The 16,549-nt window shown below is 73.0% G+C and carries 15 protein-coding genes and 1 pseudogene; 9 read left to right on the top strand and 7 right to left on the bottom strand.

Annotated features, from left to right (window positions below):
• The first annotated feature begins 230 nt into the window (after positions 1 to 230).
• From RIM90_RS18145 to RIM90_RS18155, 3 genes are read left to right on the top strand one after another with little or no spacing between them, the layout of a single operon-like run.
• On the top strand, positions 231 to 1,001 hold the full coding sequence (locus tag RIM90_RS18145) for an SH3 domain-containing protein (RefSeq protein WP_309061757.1): 771 nt from the start codon (positions 231 to 233) through the stop codon (positions 999 to 1,001).
• Between the two features lie 43 nt (positions 1,002 to 1,044).
• Complete coding sequence (locus RIM90_RS18150; protein ID WP_309061758.1) at positions 1,045 to 2,406, top strand: FtsW/RodA/SpoVE family cell cycle protein; 1,362 nt, start codon at positions 1,045 to 1,047, stop codon at positions 2,404 to 2,406.
• On the top strand, positions 2,403 to 3,881 hold the full coding sequence (locus RIM90_RS18155; RefSeq protein WP_309061759.1) for a penicillin-binding transpeptidase domain-containing protein: 1,479 nt from the start codon (positions 2,403 to 2,405) through the stop codon (positions 3,879 to 3,881). Before RIM90_RS18150 ends, RIM90_RS18155 begins: the two co-directional genes overlap by 4 nt.
• A gap of 184 nt (positions 3,882 to 4,065) precedes the next feature.
• On the opposite strand, the pseudogene RIM90_RS18160 reads toward RIM90_RS18155, so the two are convergent.
• Positions 4,066 to 4,197: pseudogene (locus RIM90_RS18160) on the bottom strand (Uma2 family endonuclease); the annotation flags it as partial.
• A 243-nt stretch (positions 4,198 to 4,440) separates the two neighbouring features.
• Between RIM90_RS18160 and RIM90_RS18165 the strand changes: the two are divergent.
• The 4 genes from RIM90_RS18165 to RIM90_RS18180 all read left to right on the top strand — a co-directional run bounded on the left by RIM90_RS18165 (position 4,441) and on the right by RIM90_RS18180 (position 7,821).
• Positions 4,441 to 5,379: a diiron oxygenase gene (locus tag RIM90_RS18165; RefSeq protein ID WP_309061760.1), complete on the top strand. Its 939-nt coding sequence runs from the start codon at positions 4,441 to 4,443 to the stop codon at positions 5,377 to 5,379.
• Between the two features lie 118 nt (positions 5,380 to 5,497).
• A complete protein-coding gene (locus RIM90_RS18170; protein ID WP_309061761.1) occupies positions 5,498 to 6,151 on the top strand; it encodes a helix-turn-helix domain-containing protein in 654 nt (217 codons plus the stop codon).
• Between the two features lie 67 nt (positions 6,152 to 6,218).
• Positions 6,219 to 6,533, top strand: coding sequence for a hypothetical protein (locus RIM90_RS18175; protein WP_309061762.1), 315 nt, complete (start codon positions 6,219 to 6,221; stop codon positions 6,531 to 6,533).
• Between the two features lie 103 nt (positions 6,534 to 6,636).
• On the top strand, positions 6,637 to 7,821 hold the full coding sequence (locus tag RIM90_RS18180; protein ID WP_309061763.1) for an NlpC/P60 family protein: 1,185 nt from the start codon (positions 6,637 to 6,639) through the stop codon (positions 7,819 to 7,821).
• On the opposite strand, the gene RIM90_RS18185 is transcribed toward RIM90_RS18180, so the two are convergent.
• The 5 genes from RIM90_RS18185 to RIM90_RS18205 are packed head-to-tail and all read right to left on the bottom strand — an operon-like array spanning position 7,785 to position 13,577.
• Positions 7,785 to 9,047 (bottom strand): styrene monooxygenase/indole monooxygenase family protein, encoded by a 1,263-nt coding sequence (locus RIM90_RS18185; RefSeq protein WP_309061764.1) that lies wholly within the window; start codon positions 9,045 to 9,047, stop codon positions 7,785 to 7,787. The two genes, RIM90_RS18180 and RIM90_RS18185, sit on opposite strands and share 37 nt — an antisense overlap.
• Before the next feature lie 13 nt (positions 9,048 to 9,060).
• Entirely contained in the window at positions 9,061 to 9,699 is a 639-nt protein-coding gene (locus tag RIM90_RS18190; protein WP_309061765.1) for an ATP/GTP-binding protein, read from the bottom strand.
• A complete protein-coding gene (locus RIM90_RS18195; RefSeq protein WP_309061766.1) occupies positions 9,680 to 10,099 on the bottom strand; it encodes a DUF742 domain-containing protein in 420 nt (139 codons plus the stop codon). Before RIM90_RS18195 ends, RIM90_RS18190 begins: the two co-directional genes overlap by 20 nt.
• Positions 10,096 to 10,599: a roadblock/LC7 domain-containing protein gene (locus RIM90_RS18200; protein WP_309061767.1), complete on the bottom strand. Its 504-nt coding sequence runs from the start codon at positions 10,597 to 10,599 to the stop codon at positions 10,096 to 10,098. The genes RIM90_RS18195 and RIM90_RS18200 overlap by 4 nt, the downstream gene beginning before the upstream one ends.
• Complete coding sequence (locus RIM90_RS18205) at positions 10,596 to 13,577, bottom strand: nitrate- and nitrite sensing domain-containing protein (RefSeq protein WP_309061768.1); 2,982 nt, start codon at positions 13,575 to 13,577, stop codon at positions 10,596 to 10,598. The genes RIM90_RS18200 and RIM90_RS18205 overlap by 4 nt, the downstream gene beginning before the upstream one ends.
• A gap of 407 nt (positions 13,578 to 13,984) precedes the next feature.
• Between RIM90_RS18205 and RIM90_RS18210 the strand changes: the two genes are divergently transcribed.
• Positions 13,985 to 14,770: a protein phosphatase 2C domain-containing protein gene (locus RIM90_RS18210; RefSeq protein WP_309061769.1), complete on the top strand. Its 786-nt coding sequence runs from the start codon at positions 13,985 to 13,987 to the stop codon at positions 14,768 to 14,770.
• A gap of 70 nt (positions 14,771 to 14,840) precedes the next feature.
• Here the strand turns inward: RIM90_RS18210 and RIM90_RS18215 are convergent, their stop codons facing one another.
• Positions 14,841 to 15,335 carry a MarR family transcriptional regulator gene (locus RIM90_RS18215; RefSeq protein WP_309061770.1) on the bottom strand — a complete coding sequence of 165 codons (495 nt, stop codon included), beginning with the start codon at positions 15,333 to 15,335 and terminating at the stop codon, positions 14,841 to 14,843.
• Between the two features lie 241 nt (positions 15,336 to 15,576).
• Here RIM90_RS18215 and RIM90_RS18220 point away from each other — a divergent pair, with 241 nt between their 5' ends.
• Positions 15,577 to 16,401 carry a lysozyme gene (locus RIM90_RS18220; protein ID WP_309061771.1) on the top strand — a complete coding sequence of 275 codons (825 nt, stop codon included), beginning with the start codon at positions 15,577 to 15,579 and terminating at the stop codon, positions 16,399 to 16,401.
• Positions 16,402 to 16,549: the final 148 nt, after the last annotated feature.

The raw sequence follows: 16,549 nt of genomic DNA on the forward strand, positions 1-16,549 counted from the left end.
GGGACAGGCGGAGGTGCTCGGCGCCCGTCTGGACTTCGCCAATGCCCCGGAAGGCGGGGCGGTGGCCCGCCTGACGCTCCCTCACCCCGAGCCCGTCACCAGGGGCGACGCGGAGTAGGGCGGGAGCACCGTCCCCGATGGCGCACCAACGCGGGCGGACGCCGGGGGGCACTCCTAATGTGGCGATTAGTCACCTTCGATCCATTTGACCCTCACATGGAGGTACTGCCATGTCCCTGCGTTCCTCTCGCCCCCCTCTCACCCGCCGTCTGCCCATAGCCCTCGCCGCCGGCGCCCTCGCCGTCGCGGCCGCCGTCACCCCAGCCGTCGCGAGCGACGACGGGGACCAGGGCGGCGGCAACGGGAACTGGAGCCAGCAGGGCGGCGGCGACGGCGGCGGCAACGGCTCGAACCAGCAAGGCGGCAACGGGTACTACAACAGCGGCTCGAACCAGCAAGGCGGCGGCAACGGCGACTGGAGCCAGCAGGGCGGGGGCGGCAACGGCGACTGGAGCCAGCAGGGCGGGGGCGGCAACGGCGGCGACCAGCAGGGCGGCGGCAACGGCAACGGCAACGGGAACCAGCAGGGCGGCGGCAACGGAAACGGGAACCAGCACGGCGGCGGCCAGCAGGGTGGCGGCAACGGCAACGGAAACGGGAACCAGTACGGCGGCGGCCAGCAGGGCGGCGGCAACGGCAACGGGAACCAGCAGGGCGGCGGGAACGGCGACTGGAGCAACGCGGCCGGCGGCCACCACGGCGACCGGGGCCAGTACAAGGGTGTCGTCACGGCGGACTCGCTGGCCCTGCGCAGCGCCCCGCACCGGGGGTCGCAGGTCATCCGGTACGCCCACAAGGGCGAGGTCGTCTCGATCTTCTGCAAGGTCCCCGGCGAGAAGGTGGGCGGCAACCCCCTCTGGTACCTCCTCACGGACGGCACCTGGGCCTGGGGCCCGGCCCGCCACATCGACAACATCGGTCCCGCGCCACGCTGGTGCTGATGAACGAAGCGCGCAAGGCACACCATTTGGGTAAGTTCCGGACATGAGCAAGGCCGGAATCACCCTGGCGACGGCGGATCCGCCCGCGCCCACCGTCCGCCTCCCCCGGCGCCGTGGCATCGAACTCACCCTGATCGTCCTGGCCGTCCTGCTGTCGGTGTACGGATACTGCGCCGTCGGCCTGGCCAGGAACGGCTCCGTCCCGCCCGGCGCCGCCGGCTACGGCGCCGGGCTCGGCGTGCTCGCCCTGGTCGCCCATCTGGCGGTGCGCTGGCGGGCGTCGCACGCCGACCCGCTGCTGCTCCCCATCGGCGTCCTGCTCAACGGCCTCGGCCTGGTGCTGATCTACCGGCTCGACCTGGAGACACCGGGCGCCCCGGCGGCCCCCACCCAACTGGTCTGGTCGACGCTGGGCGTGGCGCTGTTCATCGTGGTGGTGCTGGTGCTGCGCGACCACCGGGTCCTCCAGCGCTACACCTACGTCAGCGTCGCCGCCGCGCTGATCCTGCTGACGGTGCCGATCCTCTTCCCGGCGGTGAACGGGGCCCGGATCTGGATCCGCGTCGCCGGGTTCTCCATCCAGCCCGGCGAGTTCGCGAAGGTGCTGCTGGCGGTCTTCTTCGCCGCGTACCTCGCCGCGAACCGGGGCGCCCTCACCTACGCCGACCACCGGATCCGGTGGCTGCACCTGCCCACCGGGCGGGTGCTCGGCCCGATCGTCGCCGTCTGGCTGGTCAGCGTGGGCGTGCTGGTGCTGGAGCGGGACCTCGGCACCTCGCTGCTGTTCTTCGGCCTGTTCGTGGTCCTGCTGTACGTCGCCACCGGCCGCACCGGCTGGATCGCCGTCGGCCTGCTGCTGGCCTCGCTGGGGGCGGTGGCCGTGGGCCGGCTGGAGCCCCACGTGCACGGCAGGATCGAGACCTGGCTGCACCCGTTCGCCTCCATCGAGGCCGGCGAGGGCCCGAACCAGCTCGCCCAGTCCCTGTTCGCCTTCGCGGAGGGCGGGATGCTCGGCACCGGGCTCGGGCTCGGGCACTCCGTGCTCATCGGCTTCGCGGTCAAGTCCGACTTCATCCTGGCGACGGCCGGCGAGGAGCTGGGCCTGGCCGGACTGTCCGCGATCTTCCTGCTCTACGGACTGCTGGTGGAGCGCGGCTACCGGGCGGGGCTCGCCCTGCGCGACCCGTTCGGCCGGCTGCTCGCCGTGGGCCTCGCCTCCCTCGTGGCGCTCCAGGTGTTCGTGATCGCGGGCGGGGTGACCGGGCTGATCCCGCTGACCGGGATGGCGATGCCGTTCCTGGCGCAGGGCGGCTCGTCGGTGGTGACCAACTGGACGATCGTGGCGCTGCTGGTCCGGCTGAGCGACTCGGCGCGCCGTCAGGGGGACGGGGGTGCGGCCCGGTGACGCGGCACATTCGACGGGCCGGCCTCTTCTGCGCCCTGCTGCTGGTGGCCCTGCTGGTGAACGCCGCCCGCGTCCAGGTCCTGCGGGCCGACGCCTACGACGACAACCCGGCCAACCGCCGCGACGCCATCACCCGCTACCAGCAGCCGCGCGGCGACATCCTGGTCGCCGGCCGGCCGGTCACCGGCTCGCGGGACACCGGGGAACACCTGCGCTACGAACGGACGTACACCGACGGGCCGTTGTACGCGCCGGTGACCGGCTTCGCCTCGCAGGAGTACGGGACGACGCTGCTGGAGCACACGGAGGACGAGCTGCTGTCCGGCGCCGACCCGGTGCTCGCGCCGTTGCCGCTGTGGAACGACTTCACGCGCTCCCGCAACGCGGGCGGCGACGTCGTGACCACGATCGATCCGGCGGCGCAGCGCGCGGCGTACGAGGGGCTGCGCTCGCGCAAGGGGGCGGTGGCGGCGGTGGAGCCGTCGACCGGCAGGATCCTGGCGCTGGTGTCGGTCCCCTCGTACGACCCCGGGCTGCTGTCGGGGAACGGCAGGACGGCGCGGGACGCCTGGGCCCGGCTGAACGCCGATCCGGACCGGCCGATGCTGAACCGGGCGGTGCAGCGGACGTATCCGCCGGGGTCGACGTTCAAGGTGGTCACCGCGGCGGCGGCGCTGGACGCGGGCGTGGTGACCGACCTGGACAAGCCGACCGACTCCCCCGACCCGTACCCCCTGCCGGGCACGACGACACGGCTGACCAACGGGTCCCGGGGCTGTGAGGACGCCTCGGTGCGGGAGGCGTTCACCTGGTCCTGCAACACGGTGTTCGCCAAGCTGGGCGTGGACACGGGCGTGGCGGACATGACGGCCACGGCGCACGCCTTCGGCTTCAACGACGGGGACGTGCGGGTCCCGTTCCGGGTGGCGCGGAGCACCTTCGACACCACGGTGGACCGGGCGCAGCTCGCGCTGGCGTCGATCGGGCAGTACAACACCCGGGCCACGCCGCTGCAGATGGCGATGGTGGCGGCGGCCGTCGCGAGCGGGGGGCAGGTGCGGGAGCCGTATCTGGTGGAGCGGACGACGCGGGCGGGCGGCGGCGCGGTGTCGACGGCCGGTTCCCGTCCGATGCGGCGGGCCATGCATCCGTCGACGGCGCTGCGGATGCGGGAGCTGATGCGGGACGTGGTGGAGAAGGGCACCGGCACGAACGCCGCGATCCGCGGTGCCGTGGTCGGCGGCAAGACCGGTACCGCCCAGCACGGCCTGGGCAACTCCGGGACGCCGTACGCCTGGTTCGTCTCCTGGGCGCAGGGCCACGAGGACATGGAGGCGAAGGTGGCGGTCGCCGTGGTGGTCGAGGACGCGGCGGCGAACCGGCGGGAGATCAGCGGGGGCGGGACGGCGGCCCCGATCGCGCGGGCGGTGATGGAGGCGGTGCTGAACTCGCAGGACGGGCCGGCCACGTGGTGAGACAGGGGTGCCGATCGCACCTCCGGGACGAGTCGGGCGACGCGGCGGACGTGCCCGTCTTCGGCGACTCCTGGCCGGTCGTCGGCTGGACGGCGCGGCGGGACGCCGACGCCCCGACCGCGTACACGCACCAGGGCCGCCGCCGTGAGATGCCGGCCAGTCCTCAGCCCTTGGTCGCGGGAGGGCTTCCGTCGATCGGCCCCGTGTGCGGAGGCGGGTGGGGAAGCTCGTCGAGGTCGTCCGCCGTCCAGCCGCCCACCGGCGGACGAGGCCGCTCGCAGGCGTCGTCCAGCCCGTAGCCGCGTGCGGCGCTCATGATCGTTCCCATGTGCCGCAGTCCGGCCGGCACGGTCAGCGCGCCCGGGGCGAACGGCGGTACGGCGCTCCACGAGGCGCAACGGGGGCGTGCCGTTGGCGTCTCCGCCCGGCAGGTCCTCCGTCAACAAGTCGTGCGCAGGGGATTGACGGGCTTGCTGACAGGCAGTCTCATAAGTGAAGTGAACCGCCGGTAACCCCAGTCACGCCCCATGACGTCCCCGCACCACGAGGTGGAACCACCATGACGACCCTGACGGAAGCCGACGCGCTCGACGGCCTGCGTGACGCGCTCGGCCTGCTCAAGGACCGCGAGCAGGTGGCTCAGCGGCTGCTCGACTCTTCCGCCAAGCACTCCTTCGACCCGGACAAGGAGCTGGACTGGGACGCGCCCTTCGAGGAGGGCAAGTGGTTCTGGCCGCCCGAGCTGGTGTCGCTGTACGACACCCCGATGTGGAAGCGGATGAGCGAGGAGCAGCGCATCCTGCTCTCCCGGCACGAGGCCGCCGCGCTCGCCTCGCTCGGCATATGGTTCGAGATCATCCTCATGCAGCTGCTGGTGCGGCACATCTACGACAAGTCCGCCACGAGCGCGCACGTCCGCTACGCGCTCACCGAGATCGAGGACGAGTGCCGGCACTCGAAGATGTTCGCCCGGCTGATCACCCACGGCGGCACCCCCTGGTACCCGGTGAGCCGGGTCCACCAGCACCTCGGCCGGCTGTTCAAGACGATCTCCACCACCCCGGGCTCCTTCACGGCGACCCTGCTCGGCGAGGAGGTCCTGGACTGGATGCAGCGGCTGACCTTCCCGGACGAGCGGGTCCAGCCGCTGATCCGGGGCGTCACGCGCATCCACGTCATCGAGGAGGCGCGGCACGTGCGCTACGCCCGCGAGGAGCTGCGGCGCCAGATGGTGACCGCGCCGAAGTGGTCGCAGGAGTTCACCCGGATCACCTCCGGCGAGTTCGCCCGCGTCTTCTCCGTGGCGTTCGTGAACCCGGACGTCTACACGAACGTCGGTCTGGACAGGCGCGAGGCCATGGCCCAGGTCAAGGCGAGCGGGCACCGGCGGGACGTGATGCAGCAGGGCTCCAAGCGCCTCACCGACTTCCTGGACGACATCGGGGTGCTGCGGGGGGTCGGGCGGAAGCTGTGGCAGTCGTCGGGACTGCTGGCGTAGCCGGTCGCGCGAAGGGGCCGCGGACCGAACGCGGCCCGGACGGCAGCGGGGCGCCGTGACCGGTCGCCGGGGCCGCCGGCGCGGGCGCCCGTTCGGGGCGGGCGGTTACGCTGCGGACATGACCCCGCAGGCCCCCACCCCCGCCTACCGGCGGCTCAGCGTCGAGGAACGCCGCAGCCAGCTGCTCGACGCCGCGCTCTCCCTCTTCGCCCACCGCGCCCCGGAAGAGGTGTCCCTGGACGACGTGGCGGAGGCGGCCGGGGTGTCACGGCCCCTGGTGTACCGGTACTTCCCGGGCGGCAAGCAGCAGCTGTACGAGGCCGCCCTGAGGTCGGCCGCCGACGAGCTGCGGCACTGCTTCGACGAGCCGCACGAGGGCCCGCTGCTGCCCCGGCTGTCCCGGGCCCTCGACCGCTACCTGGCCTTCGTCGACCAGCACGGCGCCGGGTTCAGCGCGCTGCTGCAGGGCGGGAGCGTCGTGGAGACCTCCCGTACGACCGCGATCGTCGACGGGGTGCGACGGGCCGCCGCCGAGCACATCCTCAGCCACCTCGGAGTGGCCGAGCCCGGGCCCCGGCTGCGGATGACCGTCCGGATGTGGATCACGGCCGTGGAGGCGGCCTCGCTGATCTGGCTCGACGAGGACAAGCGGCCGCCGGTGGACGAACTGCGGGACTGGCTCGTGGAGCAGTTCGTGGCGGTGCTGGAGGTGACCGCGCGGCGCGACGCGCAGACCGGGGCCCTGGTCCGGGAGCTGGCCGCGGACCTCTGACCGGGATCGCCGGCGACGGCGGTCGGTGGTGGACGGCCGGCCCCGGCACATGGCCGACACTGAGGGGGTGAAGAGCGAAGACACCCCGTTCGAGGGCGGGCCCATGGACGGGCGCGTCCTGCCCGTGCTGCTGGGCATCACCGGACACCCGCCCAAGACGTACCGCATTCCCGTCCCGGCCCCGGACGGCGGCCCGCCCACGGTGCTGGTCTACCGGCGCGTGCCCCGCGGGCAGGGCGGACGGACCGGGCTGACGCGGGGGTGGAAGTACCTCTACGACCCCACGGGACGGGCGGACAGCCGGCCGAGGTGGCCGTGGTCGAGGCCCGCGCCCGATCCAGACGCCACGCCGAAGGGCAAGCCGGACGACACCGACGGGTGACCCCGTTGCGCCGGACCGCGCACACTCGGCGAGCAGGCCCCGGGAACACGCCCGATGCTCGCGGTGCGGAGCGGACGAGCCGCCCCGCGTCGGAGGTGATGGCGTGTCAGGAATGCTTCTGCGTCTGGTGTGCACGGCGGCGGTGGCGGCCGGGACCGTTCTCGCACCCGTGCCCGCGGCGGCCGTCCCCGAACCGGGCGGCCCCGGCGACCGCTCCGTCGCCGAGTTGCTGACGGAACTTCAGACCCTGTACCGGGAGGCCGAGAAGGCCACCGAGAGCTACAACGCCACCGAGGAGCGGCTGAAGAAGCAGCGTGCCGAGACCGAGCGGCTGGAGAAGGCCCTCGCCCGGGCCCGGCTCTCCCTGCACGACAGCCGGGGCGCGGCCGGACGACTGGCCCGGCAGCAGTACCAGAGCAGCACCGGGATCTCCCCGTACGTACGCCTGCTGCTCGCGCGCGATCCGCAGGGCGCCCTCGACCAGGGCCACGTGATCGGGCAGGTGGCGCGGGAGCGGGCGGAGACGGTGGACCGGCTGGCCGGCGACGAGAAGGAGGCCGGCGAACTGGCCCGCCGGGCGCGCGCGGCCCTCGACGCCCGGCTCGCCCTCACCGAGCGGCGCCGGAAGGAACGGGACGAGGTGCGCGAGCGGCTCCACGAGGTCGAGGAGCTGCTCGCCTCGCTCACCAGCGAGGAGCTGGCCGCGCTGGCCGAGCTGGAGCGGGCCGAGGTGGCCCGGGACCAGGAGGAGCTGCTCGCCTCCGGTGCGCTCGGCGGCGCGCGCACGCCCTCCGGGGCGGGCGACCGGGCCGTGCGGTACGCCGTGGAGCAGCTCGGGAAGCCGTACGAGTGGGGTGCGGAGGGACCGGATGCCTACGACTGCTCGGGGCTGACCTCCGAGGCGTGGGGCGCCGCCGGGACGCCGATCCCGCGGACCAGCCAGGAGCAGTGGGCGCGGCTGGAGCGCATCCCGCTCCGGGAGCTGCGGCCGGGGGACCTCGTCGTGTACTTCCCCGAGGCCACGCATGTCGCCCTCTACCTCGGCGACGGCATGGTGGTGCAGGCTCCCCGGCCCGGCGCGAGGATCAAGGTCTCCCCCCTCGCGGCCAACCCGGTCCTGGGCGCCGTGCGTCCCGACCCGGACGGGGAGCCCCTGCGGCGGTACGTGCCGCCCGAGCTCCCCGAGGGGGCGACGGAGGGATCCGACGAGGGGTACGCGAAGTCCGCGGCGCCCCCGGCGGAGCCGGAGGGTTACGCGCCCGTGGCGCCCGAGACCTCCATCAGGTAGGCCTCCGTCTTCTTCGGGTCGTAGAAGAAGTTCTCGAAGTCGGCCGGGTTGTTGAAGCCGTTGGCGAAGCGGTCGGCGACCGGCTGGAGCTGGCCGGCGGCGCCGATGAGGTCGAGGACGTGCTCGGGGGGCGGGGCGAGCATGGTGTTCGTCCACTTGGTGACGTGCTGAGCGGTCTCCCAGTAGCGGTCGAAGGTCTGCTGCATCCACTCCTCGTCGAACGGCTTGTCGCCGTGCTCGAGGATCGAGGCGAGGTAGGAGGCGGCGCACTTGGACGCCGAGTTGGATCCCTGCCCGGTGATCGGGTCGTTGGCGACGACCACGTCGGCGACGCCGAGGACCGCGCCTCCGCCGGGCAGCCGGCCGATGGGGTTGCGGACGGTCGGGGCGTAGCGGCCGGCCAGGGTGCCGCCGGCGTCGGTCAGTTCGACCTTGGTGGCCCGCGCGTATTCCCAGGGGAGGAACTTCTCCATGAGTTCCAGGGTCAGGGAGAGGTGCTCCGCCGGGTCCTTGACGTCCTTGAAGACGTCCAGCGGGCCGCCGGGTATGCCCTCCCAGAACAGGATGTCGGCGCGGCCCGAGGTGGTGAACGTCGGCATGATGAACATCTCGCCGACCCCGGGGACCAGGTTGCAGCGGACGGCCTCCGTGTCCGGGTGTTCCGGACGCGGCTCCATCCCGTGGACGTAGGCCACCGCGAGGGCGCGCTGCGGCTCGCTGTACGGGGAGCGGGACGCGTCGCGGCCGAACATCTGCACGAGCTCGCCCTTGCCCGCCGAGACGAGCACGAGGTCGTACGTGCGCGAGAAGTAGTCGAGGTCGCCGACCGCCGCGCCGTGGATGACCAGCTGGCCGCCGCGCTGGGCGAACGTCTCCATCCAGCCGGCCATCTTCACCCGCTGGTCGACCGACTGCGCGAACCCGTCGAGCCTGCCCAGCCAGTCGATCGCGCGCTGCGTCGGGCCCGGGTCGTACGAGCCGGGGGCCGCGACCGAGACACCGAGCCCCTGGATCTTCGGGGCCTGGGACTCCCAGAAGTTCAGCTGGAGGTCCCGTTCGTGCTGCAGGGCGGTGTGGAACATGCACTGCGTCGACATCACCCGTCCGGTGCGGATCTCGTCCGCGGTCCGGTTGGACATCAGGGTGACCTCGTACCCGTGCGACTGGAGGCCGAGGGCGAGCTGGAGACCGGACTGGCCGGCTCCGACGACGAGTATCTTCCGCATACGGGGGTGTCTCCTACTCGGGGGTTTCGTCGAGCGCGTGGCCCACCAGGGCCAGGAGGGTCTCGATCACGGTGATCCTGCGGCGCGCATCCATGATCATGACAGGTATGTGCTGCGGGATGGTCAGGGCCTCCCGCACGTCCTCCGGCTCGAACAGCTCGCTGCCGTCGAAGTGGTTGACCGCGACGACGTACGGCAACCCGCAGCTCTCGAAGTAGTCCAGCGCCGGGAAGCAGTCCTTCAGCCGCCGGGTGTCGGCCAGGACGACCGCGCCGATCGCGCCGCGCACCAGGTCGTCCCACATGAACCAGAACCGCTGCTGACCGGGCGTGCCGAAGAGGTAGAGCACGAGGTCGTCGTCGAGCGTGATGCGGCCGAAGTCCATGGCCACGGTGGTGGTGAGCTTGCCCGGCGTGGCGGTGAGGTCGTCGGTCTCCTCGCTCGCCTCGGTCATCAGCGCCTCGGTCTGCAGGGGCGTGATCTCCGAGACGGAGGTGACCAGCGTGGTCTTGCCGGCGCCGAAGCCGCCCGCCACGACTATCTTCGTGGCGATCGGGGCGCGGGTGCGGTCCGTCTGCCAGGGCAGCAACGGCTCGTCGTCCTCGACGAGCGGGGAGACGCCTCGAGCGGCGTCAGAGACGACGGAGTCCACTCAGCACCCTTTCCAGCAGCGCACGGTCCGGGCGGCCCGTGCCGTGGCCTGTTCCCGTTCCGTAGACACGGATCTTTCCCTGGTCCGCGAGGTCGCTCAGAAGCACGCGGACCACGCCGAGCGGCATCTTCAGCAGCGCGGCGATCTCGGCCACCGTACGCATCCGGCGGCACAGTTCGACGATGGCCCGCATCTCCGGCATGATCGCCGACAGCCCGCCGTTCGTCAGTTCCTTGCGCTCCTCGGCGGCCTCCAGCGCGGCCGTGCTGCCGACGAACGTCTCCACGAGCAGGACGTGGCCGAAGCGGGTGCGGCCGCCGGTGAGCGAGTAGGGCCGGACCCGGGCGGGTTTGCGGTCACCGCCGCGGACCGGCAGTCGCTTCCTGGGCGTACTGCTCATCGGGGACTCCCGGTGGACTCGGTCTCCAGGGACTTGCGCAGCTCGCTGCGGAGTTCGGGGGTGAGGACGTGGCCGGCCCGGCCGACGAACAGGGCCATGTGGTACGCCACCACGCTCATGTCGCAGTCCGCGGAGCCGTGCACGCCGAGCAGCGAACCGTCGCTGATCGACATCACGAACAGGCTGCCCTCGTCCATCGCGACCATCGTGTGCTTCACCGGGCCGAAGTCCATCAGCTTCGAAGCCCCGATGGTGAGACTGCCGATGCCGGAGACGATGGTGGCCAGGTCGGCGGAGGAACCGCGCGGGCCGGTGCGGGTCTCCGTCCTCGCCTCGCGGGCCTCGGCGTTGCGCGTGTGGTCGGAGGAAAGGAGCAGCAGGCCGTCGGAGGAGACCACCGCGACCGAGAGGATGCCGGGCACCTCCTCGACGAGGTTGGTCAGCAGCCAGTGCAGATTGCGGGCCTCACTGCTCAGTCCGAAGGTACTGGGCGCGGTCAACTGCTTGCCTCCTCGACTGTGCCCCCCGTGGCTTCTTCGGTTGTGTCGGTCGTGGCGGACGGGGCCTTGTGCCGGCCCGTCTGCTCGGCGATCTCCGCCTCGATGTCCCGGCGGCCGGCCTCCGCCCCCTGGCGGAAGCCGCCGAGGCGGCGGCGCAGCGCCTCGGCGTCCACGGAACCGGTGCGCGGCCGTGGTGCCTGGACGGGTGCGGTGATCTTGGGTGTGCGCTTGGGCAGCCCCTTGGCGGTGACCGGCTCGTCCTCCACCGGCCCGTCGGGCACGCGCGCGTGCTCGGCGCCGGCGTCGCGGGCGGTGCCGGACACGGACGGGGCCGCGTCGGTGTCGCGCGCGGTCCGGGCGTCGTCGGTGGCGGCCGCCGGCTCGGCGGCGGCCGTGTGCTCGCTCCCGTCGGGGGCGGGCGCGGTCCCGGTGTCCCCGGCGCCTGCCGGCCGCGCGGCTCCCGGCGTGGCCGACGGTGCCGTCGTGTCGTCGGCCGCGGCCGCCGGGGACGGGAGCAGCAGCTCCATCGTGGTCTCGGCGGGCCGCTGAAGCGGCACCTTTGCGCCGTCCCCGTCCGCGGCCCCCGCCGCGGGGTCTGCGGCAGGCTCCCCGTCGCGGTCCGCCGCGGAGTCCGCGGCGTGGCCGCCCGCGGGCTTCCCGGCAGCGCCGCCCTCGGGCTCCGCACCGGTTCCCTCCGCGGCGTCCGCCTCCGCGGACTGTGCCTCCGCGGACTCCTGGTGGCGTACGGCCTTCTCCGCGAGGGCGACCAGCGGGTCGTCGCTCTCCCTGCGGCCGGGCAGCACGTTGGAGTTGGCCTCGGCGTCGGCGCCCGGGAGGGAGAAGGTGTGGGTGCCGCCGGTGACGGGACCGGAGGCGGGGACCGCGGCGGGCTCGGCGGACGCGAGCAGGGCCTTGGGCAGGACCACGACCGCGGCGATGCCGCCCTGCTTCTGCTTCCGCAGCTGGACCCGCACCCCGTGCCGGTGGGCGAGCCGGGCCACGACGTACAGGCCGAGGCCGAGACCGTCCTCGCCCTCCTGGTCGTAGCCGGCCTCCGGGTCGAACTCGGACAGGCGGGAGTTGAGCCGCTCCAGCCGCTCCTCGGTCATGCCGATGCCCTCGTCCTGCACGGAGAGCATGACCTCGCCGTTCTCCAGCAGCCAGCCGGAGATCTCGACGGGCAGGTCGGGCGGGGAGAACGAGGTGGCGTTCTCCATGAGTTCGGCCAGCAGGTGGGACAGGTCGTCCGCGGCGAACCCGGCGATGTGCGCGTGCGGCGGCAGCGCGGCGATCCGGACCCGCTCGTACCGCTCGATCTCGCTGACCGCGGCCCGTACGACGTCGACGAGCGGAACGGGACCCGCCGTGTGCTGGACGTGCTCGGTGCCGGCGAGGACGAGGAGGTTCTCGCTGTGCCGGCGCATGACCGTGGCGAAGTGGTCGAGCTTGAACAGGGTGGCCAGGCGGTCCGGGTCGTCCTCGCGCTCCTCCAGGCTCTCGATCACGCCGAGCTGCCGCTCGACCAGTCCGAGGGTGCGCAGCGCCAGGTTGACGAAGGTGCTGCCGATGCCGGTGCGCAGCCGTTCCAGTTGCGCGGTGGCCCCGGCGAGTTCGGCGCGCAGTTCCTCGCGGGCGTCGGCCATCTTCTGGCGCTGGCCGACGAGGTGCTTGCGGTCGGTCTCCAGCGTGGCGATCCGCTCGGCGAGGCCGGCCGCGTGCGCGTGCAGGGCGTTGACGGAGCGGACGACCTGGGCGAACTCGTCGTTGCGGCCGGTGAAGGTGATCGGCTCCTCGGTGCCGGGGTTCTCCGCCTCGGCGAGGCGGGCGGAACCGCGGCGCAGCACGGAGAGCGGGCGGGTGAGGGTGCGGGCCATCGCGGTGGCGACGCCGACGGCGAGCAGCATCAGGGCGCCGAGGACGGCGATGCGGATCTCCAGTGCGGTGACGTCGTCGTCGCGCAGCTGGGCGAGGTCCTTGGTGCGCTGGTCGAACAGCGCCGACTCCACCCCGCGCATCATCTCGACGCGCGCGGTGAGGGCGGCCCGGAGCTTCTTGGCGTCGGTGCCGAGTTCGTCGTCGGAGAGGACCGGCTCGTCGGTGAGCCTCGCGAGGTACTTGTCGGCGGAGTTGACCTCGGGGCCGGTGACCGTGGAGTCGTAGGAGGCGCGGGCGGCCTTGGGCGCGGTGTCGCGGAAGTCGGCCAGGGCGGCGTCGGAGCGCAGCCGGGCCTGGAGCGCGGCGGCGGTCAGCGCGTCGCGCCGCTCGGCGTCGGCGTCCGAGGCGGTGGTGGACGTGGACGGCAGGCCGGTGACCGGGTCGATCACGGTCTGCGTGGTGCTCGGCACGTTCAGCGCGGCGAGCAGCAGTCCCCGGGCGGCGGCGGCCTGCTGGACGGCGGAGTCCAGCTCGGCGAGCGCATGGGCTCCGGAGCCCGCGCGGGGCGGGGTCCGCTCGGCGAGCTGCTCGGCGAGCCGGTGCAGCTGGGTGATGGCGGTGGAGTACGCCTGGTGCGTCTCGAGCGCGCTGCTCTTGCCGGTGAGCGCGGCGCGGCGGACGGCCGCGATGGCGTCGAGGTCGTCGCGCAGGGCGTCCGAGGTGTCGGTGTCGGCGCGCAGTTCCTCGACCTGCCGGTCGACGCGGGCGCTGTGCTCCTCCGTCGGGGCCTTGGACTTGGGGCGGCCGGCCGCGATGTAGGAGGTGACGTCGTCGCGCTCGTCGGCCAGGGAGTGGGCCAGGGCGAGGGCGTCCTGGGTCTGCTCGGCGAGCGTCACCAGGTCCTGGGAGTCCTTGAGTTCACCGGAGGCCGCCAGCACGGACGGTGCCCCGGCGCCGGCGATCGCGGCGGCCACCACCGCCACGGCCACGATGAGCCGGTTGCGTACGTGGGTGGGGCGGCCCCTGCCGACGGTGGGCGTCTGCTCCGCGTCCCCCGTGGGGGCCGTCTGCTTGGCTGTGCGACGAGGCCGCGACTTCTGCACCGGTGCTCGCATTCCTGACTCGTGTACCCCTGGATCCGGGTGACGCTCCGTCAACGGGTGTGGACGCTCGCCCCGAGCCGTGGACCGCGCTCGGACAGCAAGGCGCCCCCATCGCTCCCCGACCCTCCCAGTGCCCGTGGGCAGTGGATGCGCATCACCTGACCCGCCACCCGAAGGAGTGAACATCGGACGCGAGTTGGGGAGCAAGTCCCGCCACCTCGTGCGGCGGCTTTGCACAGCACGCCGGTTGGACGTCTGCGGCGGGCGGTGGCAGTATTCGCCGCCACGTGTTCCCGGAGCTCTGCATTCCCTCCCAAATCCGGCGCCTGACCTGCGCGGCTGCGGTGATCCGGGAATCCGCGCAGGCCTTTTGCGGCCCGTGTGAAGGGCTCGTGCAGACTGGCCGGATGCGTACGGAACTTGTTTCGGAGCCCGGCGATCCGGGCCGCCCCAACGAGGACTTCGCGAGTGTCGGGCTTCCGGCCTCCGGACAGGGCGGTTCGCTCGTCGTGCTGGACGGGGTCACACCGCCGGAGGACGGGGGCGGCTGTCTGCATTCCGTCCCCTGGTTCACCGCGCGCCTCGGCGGAGCCCTGGCCGAACTGACCGTTTCGCTCCCGGATGTCCCGCTGGCCGAGCTGCTGTCCCGTGCCCTCATCCGTACCGCCGGGAGTCACGCGGCAACCTGTGACCTTTCTCACCCTCGTACACCACAGGCCACGGTGGTGCTGGCCCGCTGGTCGCCGGGCTCGGTCGAGTACCTGGTCCTGTCCGACTCGGCCCTGCTGGTCGAGTCCCCCGACGGCACGGTGACCGCGCTGCTGGACGACCGGCTGGCCCGGCTGCCCCGCTCGGCCCTGGCGACGGATGCCCTGGTGGACGCCACGGTGCGTAACAGAGAGGGCGGTTTCTTCACGGCGGCGGCGGATCCCTCGGTGGCGGCCCGCGCCGTCACCGGCACCCTGCCGCGCGACGAGGTGCGCGCCCTGGCCGCCCTGACGGACGGGGCGGCGCGCTGGGTGGAACGGTTCCACGAGGGCGACTGGGCGGACTGCCTCGCCCTCGTCCGCAAGGAGGGGCCGCGCTCCCTGGTGGAGCGCGTACGGACCCTGGAGCGGGCGGACGCGGACGGGCCGCAGCCGCGGCGGGGCAAGACCCACGACGACGCGACGGTGGTCTACGTGGAGCTGTGACCCCGGAGGTCCTGGGGTCCCCGGTGGTCCTGGGGTCCCCGGTGGCGGTGCGCTCCCGGGCCCGTCCCGGTCACTTCTCCATTCCGCGGTTCAACTGGTTCAGCAGCCGGGCGAGTTCCGCGACCTCGCCGGGGTCCCAGTCGGCGAGACGGCCGGCGTAGCGCGCGCGGCGGGCCTCGCGGACCCTGCTCACCCGTTCGCGCCCCTCCCGGGTGAGGGCGACCAGCCAGGCGCGGCCGTCGGCGGGGTCCGGCTCGCGGGCGACGAGCCCGAGTTCCTCCAGCGCGCGCAACTGGCGCGACATCGTCGCCTTGCCGACGCCGATGTAGGCGGCGAGCTCGGTGGCCCGCTGTCTGCCGCACTCATCCAGACGGACGAGCAGTCCGTAGGCGGACGACTCCAGGTCGGGGTGGACCGCGCGGGCCATCTCCCCCTGACTGGCCCGGGCGCGCCGCAGCAGCACCGTCAACTCCCGCTCCAGCGCGAGGAATCCGGGCTGGTCCAGACCGCTCCCGGGCCCTGGGGTGGCGGCGTGTTCCCCGCCGCCGTTTCCGTCTTCGTGCACGTGAGCCCTGCCTCGGTCTTCCCGGTCCTGAACGTTCTCGTCGAGTGGCGACGTCGCCGCAGCTCCGCCAGTATTTCGCAGGCGTGGACCAACGGCAGCTCCGGCAGCTTCCGGACGAAACCCTCCTCACGTCGCGGTCCGCGTGCGCGATCTCCCCACCAGGCGATTGCGTGGCATGCCCCCTCCATGCGAGGTGGGCCACATACCGGATTTCCCTCGACCAGCCCTTCGGAGACACGCCATGCCCGTGCACAGATCCGGCGTCACCCGTTTACACGTGTACACCGCCCTCGCGGCGGTCCTGCTCGGCCTCTTCTCCCTGCCCCGTACGGCCGTGGCGGACGAGCCCGCCCCCAGCGCTCCCCCGCGCGGCTCCGCCCACATGGGGATGGGCGTCGTCGCCCACGACGGCCGCGGCGGCGTCCCGTCCCGGCGTTCCACCCAGACGGAGGGCGTGGACGTCTCCAGCCACCAGGGCAATGTCGCGTGGACGGCCCTGTGGAACAGCGGGGTCGGATGGGCCTATGTGAAGGCCACGGAGGGGACGTACTACACCAACCCGTACCACCCCCAGCAGTACAACGGCTCGTACGACGTCGGGATGATCCGCGGCTCCTACCACTTCGCGACCCCCGACACCGCGAGCGGCGCCGCCCAGGCCGACTACTTCGTCGACCGCGGCGGCGCCTGGTCCGCCGACGGAAGGACCCTGCCGGGCGCGCTCGACATCGAGTGGAATCCCTACGGGGACGCCTGTTACGGCAAGTCGCCGGGCGCGATGGTGAGCTGGATCCGCGACTTCCTGGACCGGTACCGGGCGCGCACCGGCCGGGACGCCGTCATCTACACGGCGACCAGCTGGTGGAAGCAGTGCACCGGCAACTACGCCGGCTTCGCCTCCGCCAACCCGCTGTGGATCGCCCGGTACGCCTCCACCGTGGGTGAGCTCCCCGCCGGCTGGGGGAGCTACACGATGTGGCAGTACACCTCGACCGGGCCGATCGTCGGGGACCACAACCGCTTCAACGGCACGCTCGACCGGCTGCGGTCCCTCGCGCTGGGCTGACCCGGCGGCCCGGCAGGACGCCGCACGGTGAAGGCGCACGGTGAAGGCGCACGGTGAAGGCGCACGGTGAAGGCGCACGGTGAAGGCGCACGGTGAAGGCCCGGGCCTCCCTCACGGGGCCCGGGCCTTCCCTCATCCGGTCACGCCC

Source organism: Streptomyces sp. (genome assembly GCF_031181555.1).
GTDB lineage: Bacteria > Actinomycetota > Actinomycetes > Streptomycetales > Streptomycetaceae > Streptomyces > Streptomyces fimbriatus.